Below are 17065 nucleotides of genomic sequence, written 5' to 3' on the forward strand. Positions count from 1 at the left end.
ACTCTAAAGCTCTGCTTTACTTATCCTAACAGGTACTGCTTCATGACTTTCAGGGCATTTTTTTCTAATCTGCTCACCTGAGCCTGGGAGATTTTAATCTCTTCGGCCACCTCCATCTGAGTCTTTCCCTCGAAAAACCGGAGTGTGATGATGTACCTTTCCCGTTCATTGAGCCGTTCCATGGCAGCCTCTAAGGACAGCTCCTCCACCCAGTTTTCCTCTTTATTCTTTTTATCACTGACCTGGTCCATCACATAAAGTGTATCCCCTCCATCGCTGTAGACCGGCTCATGCAGGCTCATCGGCATCTGGATGGCATCCAGGGCAAAAACGATGTCTTCTTTGGAGATCCCGATCTCCTCTGAGATCTCCTGCACGGTAGGCTCCTTTAAATGCTTCTTCATATACCCTTCCTTGGCATAGATCGCCTTATAAGCCGTATCCCGAAGCGAGCGGCTGACACGGATGGAATTATTATCCCTAAGATACCTTCTGATCTCCCCGATGATCATGGGCACTGCGTAGGTTGAAAATTTAACTGCCCGGTCAGGATCAAAATGGTCCACTGCCTTCATCAGCCCCACACACCCTATCTGAAACAGGTCATCTGCGTTCTCATTACTGCTCGAAAACCTCTTGATCACACTTAAGACCAGCCTTAAGTTTCCCTTGATATACTGCTCCCGCGCTTCCTCATCCCCCTGTTTGATCCGCACAAACAAAGCCTCCTTCTCCTCTTCCTTTAAGAGCGGAAGCTTTGCCGTATTCACACCACATAATTCAACTTTATTCAGAGCCATATTAAGAATCCTCCTGGACGAAAATTTAATCTAGTAAAATGATTCTCAATTCATCTGCCAGTTATTCTTAAGGGAGGGAAATTAAAAAAAGTTTTAGTCCTTGACAATGAAAAAGATGCCATGCTTTCTGATCTCAAAACATGGCATCCTTTTCCTTCATATCGGGCTTGAGAGACCTGTCATCCCCTGCCCAGAGGGTATGAACGAAAATTCCGCAAGAGATGGCTTTAGAGCTCTGTTTTCATCATCCCTTTGTCAAATTCCGGGTTAAAGTAGTAGAAATTCTTAGAATCAAGTTTTTCCTTTGTCTTTTCCAATGCCTCTCCAAACCGCTGGAAATGCACGATCTCTCTTGCACGTAAGAATTTTAACGGCTCTCTTACTTCCGCATCCGGGATCATTCTTAAAAGGTTATCATATACGGTACGGGCCTTCTGTTCGGCCGCCAGGTCCTCGGTAAGGTCTGTGATGGCATCTCCCTTGGATTGGAATTCGATAGCCGTAAAAGGCAGTGAGGATGCTGCCTGAGGCCATAATGCCGTCGTATGATCAATATAATAGGCATCAAAGCCTGCTTCTTTTGCTTCCTCGATCGTCAGGTGCTTCGTCAGCTGATAGACCATGGCGCAGATGATCTCCATATGCGCCAGCTCCTCGGTCCCGATATCAGTCAGAAGCCCGCCTACCTGCTTGACAGGCATCGTATAGCGCTGTGACAGATACCGCATAGATGCTGACAATTCTCCGTCCGGTCCGCCATACTGGCTGATGATCAGCTGCGCCGTCTTCGGACAAGTTTTTGTGATCTTTACCGGAAACTGTAATCTTTTTTCATAAGTCCACATTTACACACACGCTCCTTCCCAGGGCATCGGACCTTCCTGCCAGCAGAAAGCCCCTCCCTTTCCACAATCATTGATGCAGTCTCTTGTCAGCGGATAAAAGGATGCTGCAAACTGCTGTTTCAATTCTTTTCTCTCTTTCGATTTCTTTTGATACATTTCCATTGCCTGGCTGTCCTGGCAGTGTGTATCCAGATACAAGGTCAGATCATCGAGGACAAAGCTTACTTCCATGATCTTACTCAGCATTTCTTCCCGCTTTCTCTGCTCCTCTGACTTTGGTGCAGCCTCCTTAAGGCTCTCTTTTTCAATTTCTGCTGCGAAAAAGGGTTTGTTTAACTCCTGAAAGACCGTACCTGTGCACAAGGCTTCTTTTTCATCATACAATGCACCCCACTGCTGTATCGGTACCGATGCGATCGCCAAATGTTTTTCCTGCATAAAAAAATCTCCTTTCTTCACATAAATGCATACACAACTGTGCACACTTAGTATGTGGAGAAAGAAGATTTCTATATTAGTTTAACATATCCATTTTTGCCAGATCACAATTTACTCCCAGCTGTCCCACTTGTCTGCCAGGTTGTTGATCTGATTCTCAAATTTGGCCTTATCCTTGTTGGCAATGCCTTCGTTTTTGTAGATCACATCCAAAAGTCGTCTTCCGGCTGCAAGCAGTCTCTCAAACGCCGCATCCGCCTTCTTCTGGGCAGGCTTTTTGCCCTTTACAGGAATCCGTACGCCTTCGCTTATGATCTCATTCTTTGCCAGATCCACCTCTGCGTTGGGATAAGGCGCCCATGCCTGACATCCAAATTTTTCTTCGATCGTCCTGGCAAATTCTTCCGTCACCTGATCCTCTCCGTGAACAACAAACACATGCTCAAATGGTGTCTTAAAGCCGCTCATCCAGTCCAGAAGTCCATTCATATCCGCATGGCCGCTGACACCGTGAAGGCTTTCGATCCTGGCATGGACCTCGATCGGTTCCCCAAAAAGCTTTACATTTTTCTCGCCCTCTAAAAGCCGCCGTCCAAGCGTTCCATTGGCCTGATAGCCCACAAACAGGATCGTACACTCCGGCCTCCACAGATTGTGCTTTAAGTGATGACGGATACGTCCCGCATCACACATTCCTGATGCAGAAATGATGACCTTCGGCTTCTCGATCAGATTGATCATCTTGGAATCCTCACTGGTCGTGGAGGTCTTTAATCCAGGGAACACCAGCGGATTGATCCCCTGGTTCACGAGTGCAAGAGCCTCCTCATCAAAGCATTCCCTCATATTTTTAGAAAATACCTTTGTCGCCTCGATCGCCAGCGGGCTGTCCAGATAAACCTCAAAATCCGGGTACTCCTTAAGCAGGTTCTTCTCCTTGATCTCCCGGATAAAATACAGCATCTCCTGTGTCCTGCCGACCGCAAAGGACGGGATCACCACATTTCCTTTTCTGTCAAATGTTTCCTTTAGGACTTTCGTAAAATCTGTCAGATAATCGATCTTCTCCGTCGCATGGACCCGGTTGCCATAGGTGGACTCGATCACGACATAATCCGCAGACTCTGTATAGCTGGGATCCTTGATGATCGGCTGATCCGTATTCCCCACATCACCGGAAAATACGATCTTCTTCGAAACACCATCCTCTGTGATCCATACCTCGATGCTGGCCGATCCCAAAAGATGCCCCACATCGGTAAAACGGATCTCGATACCGTCGCAGATCTTAATCCGCTGTGAGTATTGGCACGGAACGATCAGCTCGATGGTATCCAGTGCATCCTGTGTAACATAGAGCGGCTCATAGACCGGCTGACCGGCACGGCGCCCTTTCCTGTTCCTCCATTCTGCCTCAAACTCCTGGATGTGTGCACTGTCACGCAGCATAATGTTGCAAAGATCTGCTGTGGCATAGGTCGTAAATATCTCCCCCTTGAATCCTTTCTTCGTAAGAAGCGGCAGTAAACCGGAATGATCGATATGCGCATGGGTCAAGAACACATAGTCGATGTCCGTCTCCGGGATCGGAAGTCCCGGGTTCTCATACAGGTCAGGTCCCTGCTCCATCCCACAGTCAACCAGAATATTCTTTCCCGCTGCCTGCAGCAGATGACAGCTGCCTGTCACTTCATGGGCTGCTCCAATAAACGTCAGTTTCATAAGCTTCACCAACCCTTTTCTTTCTATTGTAGCATCTTTCCTGCCAAACGAACAGAGGAACTTTGGGGAAATGTGAGGGGGACGTGATTTGTGGGTAGTCCGCCGGGAGGGAGGGGAGCTGTCGTCCTTAGATGCTGTTATTTGCGGATAACTGCCCCTAATCAAAAAGAGGGACAAAATGACGGACACCGCCGGCACTCGAACGGACTCTTGATGAGTTCGTTCTGCGGGCCGGCTTTCTCCCAGGACTTGAAGTCCTGGGAGAAGTCTGCATTTCGTCTCTCTTTTTGATGAAGGGGCAGTAATCTGCAAATGACGCATCTAAGGTCGGCAGTTCCCCTCCCTCCCGGCTGCGTTCATCAAGTCAGAAGTTACATTTCCGGGGGGAAGTTCTGATTACTGTGAACCACCGCTTCACTTTTCCGTCTGCGGCCACTCTGTAAAACAGGCGGCGGACGGACCGACTTGATGCGCGCAGCCGCTGAGAATTCGGATATGGCGTGCGCAAAGGCGTTTAGGAGAATGGGATAAGCGGCTTACATAAAATATCAGGTGAAATGCGGACCACTTTACGGACCACAAGTCCGTAAAGTGAGCGGACCTACAGGCAAAAGTCATCAAGACTTTTGCCGCATGTCCGCGCTGTCCGCTATTTCACCTGATATTTTATTTAGCCGCTTACCCATTCTCCGACAGCCGCTGCACACGCCATATCCGAATTCTCAGCGGCGTCCCCCCTCACAAATCATCCCCCCATTTTACTCATAACGCACCATCTCGCGTTTCAGGCGCTGCATGATTTTTTTCTCTAATCTTGAGATATAGGACTGGGAGATTCCGAGCAGGTCTGCTACCTCTTTCTGGGTTTTTTCTTCGCCTTCGGGGTTATCCAGGCCGAAACGCATCTTTACGATCAATTTCTCACGGGCTGACAGTTTATTGATGGCTTTTATGAGTATTTTTCTTTCTGCCTCGGTCTCCAGATCTTTATAGATCGTATCTTCCTCGGTTCCCAGGATATCTGACAGAAGAAGCTCATTGCCATCCCAGTCTACGTTTAACGGCTCATCAATGGATACCTCCATTTTCGTCTTGCTGTTCCTGCGCAGATACATCAGGATCTCATTTTCTATACAGCGGGATGCGTAAGTCGCGAGCTTGATCTTTTTTGTAGGATTAAAGGTATTGATCGCTTTGATCAGGCCGATGGTTCCTATGGAGATCAAATCCTCGACTCCGACTCCCGTGTTGTCGAATTTTTTTGCTATGTATACAACTAACCTTAGATTATGTTCGATCAGAAGCTTCTTCGCCTCCTCATCATATTCGGAGCCGAGATGCTGTATCACCTCTGTCTCCCGCTCTGTCTCCAAAGGGGCCGGCAGCACCTCGGAGCCTCCGATATAATGTATTTCCTTATGGTTTGAAAAGAAAATACTTCTGATGTCTGGTATTACTTTGAGTTTAAACTGTTGGGGTACTGCTACTTTTACTACCATTTTATATGCCTCCTAATAGGTCAGGATTTAAAATCATCTGATATTCTTCTTGCTCTGAAACGTGCTCCTCACAAACTCCTATGACCGGCTTATCTATCCACTTTTCCTCTTTCAAATGGATACACATTTTTCGAATGCGGAAAACGGGCATAATGCTTTCTTTTCCGACGGTACGGTACGGTATGTAATGAAAGCCGTTTTTCATATCTTCATCTGTCAAAATGGATCTTGCCAGAGCTTTATCTACAACACTTACCGGCTCCTTTGACAGATTGTCTTCCAGAGCGTTTCCGGTGTCAATTAACGCTTTTATTTTTCGTTCGCCAGCACTGGTGTAAAGTGTGATCTCGCATATTTTTTCCTGCAGTGATTTTAGTCTGATGAGGAATCTCCAGATTCCTTTCAGCAGATAATAGCATCCGACAGCAGCTGCAAAAAACAAGCTTCCTATGCGCACATACGGATGCAGCGCCTGCAGGATCCCTCCGAAAAGAAAAGATGCGATATACAATAAACCAAATGCTTTTCCAAATTCTCTTTTTCCTTTGATCTTCAATCCTGTTTTGATCATGATTGTATTGACTGTTGTGTGGAATAGAATGAGTTTTATAACTCCCGGAACCGGCATGGCGATAACGGCGCATGTCAGCCCCGATCCAACTGCTCCTCCTAAAAAAATGCGTCCATGTGTGGTAGGACATTTCAGCACTTGGTTAACGGATAGAAGCAATAGGGAATCCATCATAAAATTCACAAGAAACAACACGTCTATGTATAATTCATAGTACATGCTCCACCCTCTTTCTCGTTGGTACTAAATCGATTTGGCACTCAAGCAAGATTCATTATAAAGGCTGATACCGTAGAAAATTTGTCAGAAACTGACAGCAGCATCGAGATTCTTTCGACAAAATTAGAGTTGGCTTTTCGAAGGCTTTTAAGTGAGCCGTACAAGCCGTTAAAGAAAAAGAACGAAAAACAGAGGTCAGAATTCGTCGTTCAACGACGCAATTCTGTAGCATATTTGCCAAGAAATCCTGATGATTTCTCGGCAAATATGCTAGTGCCTCTGTTTTTCGTTCTTTTTCTTTTATGGATTGAAGGCAAACAGGTCAGTCTTCGAAAAGCCATACACAGCCACCGGTCGTAAACTTCGGCTGGATCTTTTTAAGCGCCCCAACCTGCCCTCAAAATTTCATTTTCACACTTATTTCTTGAAAAAGTCCGGAATCTTAATGGACTGTTCTTTTACTTTGCTTGAAGGTGTTCTCGGCTGATCGAGAGTCGGCATTGTACCTCCTGCCGGTCTGCTTGTCACACCTGACGGTCTTGCTGCAGCTCTGCGCTGTTCAGGATCGATCTGGGTCCTGCCGCTTACCATATCTCCAGACGGAAGGATAGAACCTACCTTCTGCTGTCCTTCCAGTCTTGCCTTTAACTTGGAAGAGCTTCCGCCTACGTTATGTAAGCCGGTAGCGATAACGGTGATCGTCGCTTCATCTGATCTGGAATCGTCGTACATCGCACCAAAGATGATGTTTGCATTCTCTCCGGCAAGCTCCTGTACATATTCTGCTGCATCGGATGCATCCATAAGAGTGATATCACCGGAAATATTGATGATGACATGGGATGCTCCCTGAATAGTTGTCTCAAGCAACGGGCTGGCAACAGCCTGTTTTACTGCCTCTAAAGCCTTGTCGTCTCCGCGGCCCGCACCGATACCAATGTGTGCGATACCCTTGTCCTTCATAACGGTCTGGATATCTGCGAAGTCCAGGTTGATCAGAGAAGGTACGTTGATCAGGTCAGTGATACCCTGGATACCCTGCTGTAACACCTCATCCGCTTTCTTCAATGCTTCCGGCATGGTTGTCCTTCTGTCAACCACTTCCAAAAGCTTATCATTCGGGATGACGATCAATGTATCTACATTTTCTTTTAATTTATCAATTCCTGCAAGAGCATTAGACATACGTGTTCTTGACTCGAAACGGAAAGGTTTCGTAACAACACCTACTGTCAGCGCTCCCTGCTCTTTTGCAATACGTGCTACGACCGGAGTTGCTCCTGTTCCGGTTCCGCCTCCCATACCGCAGGTAACAAATACCATGTCAGCACCTTTGAGTGCTGCTGATATCTCTTCAGAACTTTCTTCTGCAGCCTTCTCCCCTACTTCCGGCTGCGCTCCGGCACCAAGTCCCTTTGTAAGCTTCTCACCAATCTGCATCAAGGTTGGTGCTTTACACAATTGGAGTGCCTGTTTATCTGTATTGATCGCTATAAATTCTACACCTGCAATCTGCTCATCGATCATGCGGTTCACTGCGTTATTACCGCCGCCGCCGACTCCGATTACTATAATTCTTGCAGCTGCTTCTGATTCGTTGGTTTTAATTTCTAACAAGAGTATTTCCTCCTTCGTCGTCCTATTAATATTATTTTATACATCCCTTGAGATTGAACGATATAATTCAATAAGTATATAATATAGTCTTTTCAGTAAATAATCAATAGATTTTTATTTATTTTCTCTTTTTTTTATTCAATTCATACGCATTTTATATTGGGGTATTTTTCCAAAATGACACAATCCTTGCTGCATAGACAACTATATGTCTGCCAGACCTCTTACCAGGCTCTTACCACTGGTTATCCTGGCTTTCATCCCCCTGACCGGACGCATCCCCGGTTCCATCCTGGCCGGCCTCACCCTGAGAGTCATTCTGGTCCCCCAGACCGGATTCCTCCTGAGCACCTTCCTGATCTCCCCCGTCTGCCCCCTCCTGGGAGCCATCCTGCCCTTCCTGATTTTTCTCCTGTTCTTCTGCCTTCTTCGGTACAAAACGGATTGCCTTGTCCGAGGCCTCAAAATTCTCCAGATGCAGAGTTCCCTCCTGATCCGGGTACTTTTCTTTCAGCTTCTCAAGAATTGGGGAAACCTGAGCAAGGCGTTCCTCATAATTGGATTTACCGAGCAGCACCTCCACCTTTCCGAAGTAGAGATTTAACTCACTCCCGGAACTGGTGACACGGTCCGGGTTCAGCTTGTATTTCACAAGAAGCTGTGAGATCTCCACGATCCGTTTAAAGAAATTTTTATCGGATACCGGAAGCACCTTTCCCAGCTTCACCTTAGACTCGTCAATATCCATGCCTTCAATATAAGCCGCCCCTTTCAGCCTCTCAGCCGTCTTTAAAAGGGCCGTCCCGTCCTTGTCAAAGTAAAGATATTGGTCTTTGTAATCTATATATCCGGTGATCTCTTTTTCTTTTACCGTTATCCGTACTGACCAGGGTGTCTTTAGAGAAACCTTTGAAGATTCCACGACAGGCAGCTGCTTTACATCTGTATGATTGTACTTCCACCACGCATAGACGGAGTTCATCGCATATTTGTCTTCCCGGTACCAGCTGATCACTGCATTATCACTACTGTACTGATTGCCTTTTACTTCGATCTTTTGTACATGAAACAAAAGCAGAAATGCAAAAATGATAATTGCAATTCCCAGGACAAAGGTAAGAAGTCCTAGAAAAACACCCTGCCTTTTTCTCTTTCTTCTCTCGGGCGGACGATAGCCTTCTTTATATAATACTTCATTTATATATGCTTCATCGTCAAACTCTTCATACTTTTCACGCCTGCGCTGGTTTCTGCTCTGGCTTTTTGACAGCTTTTTGCTTCGCTTTCCAGTCTGTTTACTGCGTTTCATCAAAAGTCCTCCTTATATCATTTATCTTCCCCTTCCTTATTCTACCAAATTGGAAACACTTAATACAAGCCCCATTTCCAAAAGCAGGAACAAAACTGAGGTTCCTCCGTAACTGATAAAGGGAAGTGTGATTCCCGTATTGGGGATGGAATTCGTCACAACCGCGATGTTTAAGATCACCTGGATCATCATATGTGCCATAGCCCCCGCTGCGATCAGCGCCCCCAGCAGATCCTTCGCATGGGTTGCGATCACGAAGAAACGCCAGATGAGGATCAAAAACAGCAGGATGATCAGGCTTGCCCCGACCAGACCTAATTCTTCACATATGATGGAAAAAATCATATCGTTTTGTGCCTCCGGGAGAAACCCCAGTTTCTGAACGCTCTCGCCCAAGCCTCTGCCGAACAGGCCGCCGGAACCGATCGCATACAGCCCCTGCAGGGTCTGATATCCCTTCTCAAACTTTTCCGGATTACGCCAGATAGCAAGCCGCTCCAGACGATAGCTTTCCAGGGCCAGAAAAATCCCCATAAAGCCCGCGCCTGCCGCTCCCATCCAGATGAACTGGGCATACTTAGGACTCGCTACAAAAATCAGGACTGCTGCTATGCCAAGAATAATGATCGCAGTGCTCAGGTTACTGGCACCAACCAGTGCCACGATAGGCAGTACCGGCACCATCACTTTTACCAGTGTCCGAAACTTTCCCATCTGTTTCACATTCTTCGTAACCAGGCAGGCCAGGAAGAGGATGATCGCCACTTTTGCAAATTCTGACGGCTGAAAAGAAACAGGGCCCAAAGAAAGCCATCTTTTGGACCCATTGTACTCATCTCCTATAAATATAACCGCTACTGATAACAGGATGGCTGTCAGATAACCAAGTGCAGCAAGCGGCACCCATTTATGGTAATCTATCTGCGCCACGATCAGCATCCCTGCAATCCCCAGTGCAGTGGCAAATCCCTGTCTCCTCAGATAATAGAAAGAATCGTGAAATTTCACTCGTCCGTTATAGGCACTGGTGCTGTACAAAAGGACCAGGCCGATGATCACCAGCAGTAATACCACGATCAACAGTGTGTAATCATACCGCTTCTTTTTTTCAGGACGTTCCAATATAAATTCACTCCTTATAACTGGTTTACAAGTTCTTTGAATTTATCTCCACGTTCTTCGTAATTTTTAAACATGCCCCAGCTTGCACATGCAGGTGACAAAAGCACCGCATCGCCCGGCACCGCGTTCTTTACACAGACATCCACCGCTTCCTCGAATGTATCTACCAGAATCGTATCTGTAAAGCCAAGCTCTCTGGCTGTCTGATCTATCTTCTCCCTGGTCGCTCCCAAAAGCACCAGCTTCTTCACCTTACCGTCAAATGCCCCGATCCATTCTTCATAAGAAGAATCCTTATCATAACCGCCTCCGATCAATAAGGTCGGACGGTTCATCGCCTGGATTCCTTTGATCGCCGCATCCGGGTTCGTTCCCTTGGAGTCGTTATAGTATGCAACGCCATCCTTCTCTGCCACAAATTCGATCCTATGCTCCACTCCCTGGAACGCCATGACCGTCTTACGGATGATTTCCATCGGGACGCCGTATGCAGCCGCCATCGCTGCAGCCGCCATCACATTTTCATGATTGTGGGTCCCCAGAAGCTTTAACTCATTGACATGGCATATCTCAACCGGCTCTCCTGCATAAGACAGCATCATCCTGCCGTCTTCCAGATAGATACCTTTCTCTAGTTTACGCTGGCTGCTGAAATATAGAACCTCTGCACTGATCTTTTTTCCAAATTCCCTGGTCACTTCGTCTTCGTAATTCAGGACACAGGTATCTTCCGGAGTCTGGTTCCTGGCAATATTCTGTTTTGCCTCGATATATGCCTCCATCGTATGATGACGGTTCAAGTGATCCGGAGAGATATTCAGCACTGCACTTACCTTTGGACGGAATGTATGTATGCTCTCCAGCTGGAAACTGCTCATCTCTGCCACGATCACAGAATCCTCTTTCGTTTCCAGTGCAATGCTTGTGTAAGGATTTCCGATGTTGCCCACCACAAAAGTGCTTTCACGGTAATTCTTCATGATCTCACCGAGCAGCGCCGTAGTCGTGGTCTTTCCGTTTGTTCCTGTGATCGCCAGGACATCTCCTTTTCCAAACACATATGCCAGCTCGATCTCTCCCCATATCAAAATGCCCTGCTCCCGCATCTGATCCACGATCGGAAGGTCTGTCGGCACCCCCGGGCTCATCACTGTGAGACTTAAGGTATTTAAGAGCTCCCCTGGAAGTTCTCCTAAAACTACCTGAATATCTGCACCTTCCGGCTTCCCTGCTAAAATCTCCTTACGGATATTTTCTGCATCCAGTGAGGGATTCCCATCATAAAGTATCACACAGGCTCCTTTTTCCAAAAGCAGCCGGCTTGCTGCCACACCACTTAATCCGGAACCAAAGACCAGAACTTTCTTATCTCTTAAATCCATAATTTATACCCCCATAAGTGCGATCAGACAAAGGATCGCTGTCACGATCGAGAACACCGCAACAACCCTCGTCTCAGACCATCCGCACAATTCAAAATGATGATGGATCGGCGCCATCTTAAAGAAGCGCTTTCCTCCTGTTTTCTTAAAGTAAGTCACCTGGATCATAACGGAGGCCACCTCCACCAGATAGATCAGACCTACAATGATCACATATAACGGCATCTGCATCATATACGCCGTTCCGATCACAAAACCGCCCAGCGCCAGTGAGCCTGTATCTCCCATAAATACGCTCGCAGGATACACATTAAATAGAAGAAATCCAAGCAATGCCCCTACAACTGCACAGGTGATCGGCTCCACTCCGCTCTTCGTACCGATCGCCACCACGGTAAAGAATGTTGCCACCAGCACGGTTACACTGGAAGCCAGACCGTCCAGGCCGTCTGTAAAGTTCGTTCCATTCACTGTTCCGATCACTGCGATAAACAGAAGCGGGATCGCCACCCATCCGATATCCCAGTACTTTCCGCCGGAAAACGGGATCAGCAGAGTCATTGGAATCTTTGCTACCTTGATAATATAGTATGCAAAGATCGCTGTCACAACGATCTGAAGTGCCATCTTCTGTTTTGGATAAAGCCCGTCAGAGCGTTTCATGACTACTTTTAAATAATCATCCAAAAATCCGATCAGTCCGAATCCGATCGTCAAAAATAAAACCGGGATAATGTTCGGATAATCCTTTACATAAAATAAGGAAGTAACCACAACACTGCCGAGGATGATCACACCTCCCATCGTGGGGGTACCCGCCTTTTTTAAGTGGGACTGCACGCCGTCTTCCCTCTCCGTCTGTCCCATCTTCAGTCTTCTAAGAAACGGTATTACAACTGGTCCCATCAACAAGCTGAGCGCAAATGAAATCAATACCGGAATCACTACATGATAACTCATACATCCACCTCTTCATCTCTTTTGTTAAGCAAAAATTTACTTATTCTTATCATTTCTGCCGTCCCTGCGCACAAATGCGCAGAACACCTCATTCAGTATACCTCAATTCCCTGTGTTTTTCAACCAAAACTCTACTCTCCTGCTTCCTCTCCCTCTTCGTCCTTTTCCGGAACCGTTCCCGTTTTTTCAATCCCCAGATAAGGGAGTACATTATCGTAAATACTTTTAAGCACAGGTGCCGCAATAGTTCCTCCATAGTAAACTCCCTGTGGATCATGGATCAAAACCATCCCCAGTATCTGCGGATTTTCCGCCGGTGCAAATCCAAGAAATGAAGAAATGTATCTGTTCGCACTTCTCGGGATCGTCTGGGAAGTCGCCGTTTTCCCTCCGATCGTGTAGCCCTCTATATAAGCATTTTTCCCGGACCCTTGTGATACGACACTCTCCAGCAGTGTCCGCATTGTTGCAGATGTATCCTCTGATACGATCCCGTCCTTTTCTTTATATTTGAACGTCTCGATCTTGTTTCCGTCTTTATCAAGCACTCCCACGCCGAGATGGGGAGTGACCCTTCTTCCTCCATTGATCAGAGAGCTGACTGTTGCAGCCATTTGGATCGGCGTCACCTGGAAGGACTGTCCAAAGGACATCGTTGCCAGCTCTACAGTACCGATATTTTCTTTTTTGTGCATGATCGTGCCTGCCTCGCCGGGCAGATCCACATTGGTCAGACTCATCAGCCCAAATTGCTGAAAATAATCATAGAACCGGTCGGGTCCCAGCCGAAGTCCGATGTCGATGAATACCGGGTTGCACGAATTCTGGATGCCCTGTACAAAGGTTTCCGCACCATGTCCACCGACCTTATGGCACCTGATCTTACGGTCTTCCACCACCCGGTATCCCGGACAGGAAAAGGTATCTGTCAGCTTTACCACACCTTCCTCCAGGCAGGCGGATGCGGTAATGATCTTGAAAACAGACCCAGGTTCATAGGTGTCATTGATGCAGCCGTTTCTCCACATCTGGTTAAGCTGGTTCTGCAGCTCCTCATCTGTCAGCGTATCCGGATCAACTCCTGTATTCAGTATATACGGTTCGTTCAAATTAAATTCCGGTACGTTGACCATTGCCAGAATTTCTCCGTTCTGAGGGTTCATTAACAAAATTGAAACGCTGTCTGCCTGCTTTTCCTCCATCACCTTGAGCGCCGCCTGTTCACAGAAGGACTGGATATTGTAATCCAGGCTGATCTGGAGAGTATTCCCTGCCACAGGCTCGATCCGGTCCTCTGCGATTCCTTCCAGCTCGATCCCTCTGGCGTCTGTCACAGTCAGGATGGTTCCGTTGATCCCTTTGAGATATTCTTCGTATTTTACTTCCAGGCCGATGATTCCCTGATTATCGCCTCCGGTAAATCCCAGGACCTTCGAAGCGATTTCATTATATGGGTAATACCGCTTGAAATCCTCGTCCACTTTGACCCCCGCCAGATTGTAGTTGCGGATCCGGTCTCCCACTTCCTTCTCCACATTTGTCTTTACCTTTTCCATGGAAGAAACCTTCTCCACTCGTTTTCTTACGGTTTCCTCATCCAGCTTTAGTTCTTTGGAAAGCGTCTGGATGACCATTTCCGGGTCTTTGATTTGATTATGGATAACAGATATGGTACACACTGTCTTATTGGTGGCAAGCACTGTCCCATTTCTATCCACGATTTCTCCCCTTGCCGCCTTGATCGAGCGTTCCCTCTCATGCAGTGATTCTGCTTTTTCCTGATAGTACTGTGCATCAAAGATCATCAGATATACCAGCCTTCCGATCAGTACCAGAAGAATGGCCGAGGCACATAAAAACACAACGAGTATCTTCCTTTTATTATATGTCTTGTTCTTCATAAATAAAAAAACCTTACAAAAGACGTTTTTATAACATATTACATCTTTTGTAAGGTTATTCCATTTTTACATTTCCCCGTTACTCCACAGGATCCTGTGATGCCCAGTCCGAAAGATCCGGATTATAATTATCATCGATATAGGCACCATCAGGCTTGTCATAGTTGTCCTCAAAGGTTGTACCATTTTCCTGGCTGTCAGACTGCTGAAGCTGTTCCGTCGGCACAGCTCCCTGGGTCGTACCTGTATATCCTTCCATCGTTGTGATGTTCAGATAGGGGAATGCCTGGGACATGATTTTTCTGGACAGCTCCAGCACATAGGAGCTGGTTCCCTGGTCTTCCACATTCGGTTCATCGATCACAACATATACGACTACTTCTGGATTTTCCTGCGGCGCATAACCGATAAAAGACAGAATATACTTCTCGTTCCCTCGCGGAAGCTTTTCTGCTGTACCAGTCTTACCGCCGATATCATAGCCCTCTACACTGGCACTTTGTCCTGTTCCGCTGGTCATAACAGCCTTCATGTATTGTTTCACCTTTGTGGATGTCTCTGCAGATACCGTTTTCTTAAGAAGGACCGGATCCTTTGTCTCGATCACTTTGCCGCTCTCATCCTGGATCTGCTTCACCACATGAGGTTCGTAATAATTCCCTCCGTTAATCAAAGAGCTAAATGCTGCTGTCATCTGTGTCATCGTAACATTAAAGCCCTGTCCAAAAGAGCTTGTCGCCAGCTCTGCGGGATTCAGCTGCTCTTCTGTATAAAGCAGGGAGGCGGTTGAGGCCTCTCCCGGAAGATCGATCCCCGTATATTCCCCAAATCCAAAAATATGCTGATAACGGCTGAAATCCTTTGCGCCTATCGCTTCGACCATATGCATCAAAGCTACGTTACAGGAATTCGCAACCGCCTGTTCGACCGTCTCTGGCCCGTGCCCGGACCTTAAATGACAGGCAATATCATAGTCTCCAACGTGCAGATAACCTCCACAGACATATGTCTCATTTCCTTTCAAAGCCCCCGTCTCCAGCCCTGTCGCCACAGTAAACGGCTTGGCTGTCGAACCCGGTTCAAAGGCATCACTGACGCAGAAATTCCTCCAGACTTCATTCAATGCCTCCAGCTTTTCGTCTTCAGACATCTCCTTAAGCTTTTCCTTTGAATAGATTCCTGACAGATCTCTTGGTTTATTCAGATTAAAATTTGGATAAGATGCCTCTGCCAGAATCTCTCCTGTATTCGGGTTCATGATCATGACCGCTGTATTCTTACTTCCCGGCTCTCCTTTTCTGACCTGGCCGGCATGTTCATCATTAAATTCTTTGATGCACTTTTCTACAATGCTCTGAAGAGTCACGTCTATTGTTGTGACAACTGTGCTTCCGTTTTTCGGCGGCTTGACCGTCCGCTCCGCATTGGAGGCGTCATCGAAATATCCATATTCCCGGCCGTCTGTCCCGTTTAAAATACTGTTATATGCACTCTCGATCCCGATCGAGCCTTCATTCCCTGAGACAGTAAATCCGATCACATCACTGGCCAGTTCATTGTACGGATACGCCCTCTGATAATCATCCTCCAGCCAGACTCCTTTGACATTGGGATATTTTTTGGTATTCTTCTCAATCTTCTGAAACTCCTGTGCCTTTTCATACGATACCCCTTTTGCCAGGATCTCATACCTGCTCTTCGGATTCTTTTTGATCCGCTCCCTGACATCCGACTCCTTAATTCCAAAGACATCTGCCAGGACCTCGATGGTGGGATCAATATAGTCCTTATCTGAGGTGATGACCACCACATCCAGGATCACATTGTAGACCCGCTGACTGACCGCGATCTTGGTGCCGTTGCGGTCCACGATATCCCCCCGCTTATATGGAATGACCCTGTTATCATATTCCTGCTGGTCGAGCACGATCTTCGTATAACGTTCTCCCTTGGAGGCATTGATATATGTAATTCTTCCCACAAGAACAACAAAAGCCAGTATAATTGCCATGAATAGCATTACCAGCTTTTTTTGCATCCTTTTCGGAAATTTTTTAGTTAAAAACTCAAATCTGTTTTTTCTTTTACGCTTTGCCATATTTTTTGTCCTTACTCAGCTGCATCCTTTGACTTGGCGAGAACTCCATCTGACGGGATATCATTATACTGCTTTACATAGTCACTGGTAGGGCTTTCATACTCCACCACGTTTCCCTGGGAAGCATAGACCATCCCCATCTCATTCATTGCCTTGTCTCGGATCTCTTCCAGATTCACAGAATCCGCTGCCGCATTGTATGCAGTATCATTCTGTTCTGTTAAATCTGCGAGTTCTTCCTGCAATGCAGAAATATTCTCTGATCTGCTCACCATATCTGACTGAATCTTAAGATATCCAACACAGATCAAAACTGCACAAACCGCTGCAACCGCTAAAAATACCGTATATGCAGGGCTCATATTCATTGCACGTTTTCTGTTTCTGCGCACCTGACGGCTTGTCCTTACCGGACGCTCCGGCTGTGCGGCTGATTTTCTCTTTGGCAGAACTTCCGGCTTTGGTACGGTATTCCCATAAACATATGCCTGTCTATAGCTGCTTCTATTGTACGATTGTCTGTTACCATAAGCTTGTCTTCTTGCAGCCATTCGTCTGCCCCTTTCTTAAAACTTGATTCCG

14 protein-coding genes are annotated in these 17065 nt (G+C 46.7%); all 14 read right to left on the bottom strand.

Annotated elements, in window-relative coordinates:
* Nucleotides 1–20 precede the first annotated feature (20 nt).
* On the bottom strand, nucleotides 21–800 hold the full coding sequence (gene sigG, locus AC4OGX_RS15090) for an RNA polymerase sporulation sigma factor SigG (protein ID WP_493331424.1): 780 nt from the start codon (nucleotides 798–800) through the stop codon (nucleotides 21–23).
* Nucleotides 801–1027: 227 nt separating this feature from the next.
* Entirely contained in the window at nucleotides 1028–1645 is a 618-nt protein-coding gene (locus AC4OGX_RS15095) for a manganese catalase family protein (protein ID WP_493331425.1), read from the bottom strand.
* Complete coding sequence (locus tag AC4OGX_RS15100; protein WP_493331426.1) at nucleotides 1646–2083, bottom strand: spore coat protein CotJB; 438 nt, start codon at nucleotides 2081–2083, stop codon at nucleotides 1646–1648. It lies immediately after the preceding gene.
* Between the two features lie 111 nt (nucleotides 2084–2194).
* Nucleotides 2195–3805: an MBL fold metallo-hydrolase RNA specificity domain-containing protein gene (locus tag AC4OGX_RS15105; RefSeq protein WP_493331427.1), complete on the bottom strand. Its 1611-nt coding sequence runs from the start codon at nucleotides 3803–3805 to the stop codon at nucleotides 2195–2197.
* A gap of 758 nt (nucleotides 3806–4563) precedes the next feature.
* Nucleotides 4564–5304: an RNA polymerase sporulation sigma factor SigE gene (gene sigE, locus AC4OGX_RS15110; protein WP_493331429.1), complete on the bottom strand. Its 741-nt coding sequence runs from the start codon at nucleotides 5302–5304 to the stop codon at nucleotides 4564–4566.
* Nucleotide 5305: 1 nt separating this feature from the next.
* Nucleotides 5306–6094 carry a sigma-E processing peptidase SpoIIGA gene (locus AC4OGX_RS15115; RefSeq protein ID WP_493331430.1) on the bottom strand — a complete coding sequence of 263 codons (789 nt, stop codon included), beginning with the start codon at nucleotides 6092–6094 and terminating at the stop codon, nucleotides 5306–5308.
* 417 nt (nucleotides 6095–6511) lie between these two features.
* On the bottom strand, nucleotides 6512–7711 hold the full coding sequence (gene ftsZ / locus AC4OGX_RS15120; protein WP_493331431.1) for a cell division protein FtsZ: 1200 nt from the start codon (nucleotides 7709–7711) through the stop codon (nucleotides 6512–6514).
* Between the two features lie 235 nt (nucleotides 7712–7946).
* A complete protein-coding gene (locus tag AC4OGX_RS15125) occupies nucleotides 7947–9020 on the bottom strand; it encodes a cell division protein FtsQ/DivIB (protein WP_493331432.1) in 1074 nt (357 codons plus the stop codon).
* Between the two features lie 36 nt (nucleotides 9021–9056).
* Entirely contained in the window at nucleotides 9057–10142 is a 1086-nt protein-coding gene (locus tag AC4OGX_RS15130; protein WP_493331433.1) for an FtsW/RodA/SpoVE family cell cycle protein, read from the bottom strand.
* 14 nt (nucleotides 10143–10156) lie between these two features.
* Nucleotides 10157–11524: a UDP-N-acetylmuramoyl-L-alanine--D-glutamate ligase gene (murD, locus tag AC4OGX_RS15135; protein WP_493331434.1), complete on the bottom strand. Its 1368-nt coding sequence runs from the start codon at nucleotides 11522–11524 to the stop codon at nucleotides 10157–10159.
* Nucleotides 11525–11527: 3 nt separating this feature from the next.
* Nucleotides 11528–12484: a phospho-N-acetylmuramoyl-pentapeptide-transferase gene (gene mraY, locus AC4OGX_RS15140; RefSeq protein ID WP_493331435.1), complete on the bottom strand. Its 957-nt coding sequence runs from the start codon at nucleotides 12482–12484 to the stop codon at nucleotides 11528–11530.
* A gap of 131 nt (nucleotides 12485–12615) precedes the next feature.
* Nucleotides 12616–14385, bottom strand: coding sequence for a peptidoglycan D,D-transpeptidase FtsI family protein (locus AC4OGX_RS15145; protein ID WP_493331436.1), 1770 nt, complete (start codon nucleotides 14383–14385; stop codon nucleotides 12616–12618).
* 79 nt (nucleotides 14386–14464) lie between these two features.
* Nucleotides 14465–16483 carry a peptidoglycan D,D-transpeptidase FtsI family protein gene (locus tag AC4OGX_RS15150; RefSeq protein WP_493331437.1) on the bottom strand — a complete coding sequence of 673 codons (2019 nt, stop codon included), beginning with the start codon at nucleotides 16481–16483 and terminating at the stop codon, nucleotides 14465–14467.
* 11 nt (nucleotides 16484–16494) lie between these two features.
* The gene (locus AC4OGX_RS15155; RefSeq protein WP_493331438.1) at nucleotides 16495–17034 is read right to left on the bottom strand and encodes a hypothetical protein; all 540 of its coding nucleotides are present in this window, start codon (nucleotides 17032–17034) and stop codon (nucleotides 16495–16497) included.
* Nucleotides 17035–17065: the final 31 nt, after the last annotated feature.

The organism is Faecalicatena sp., from assembly GCF_058819085.1.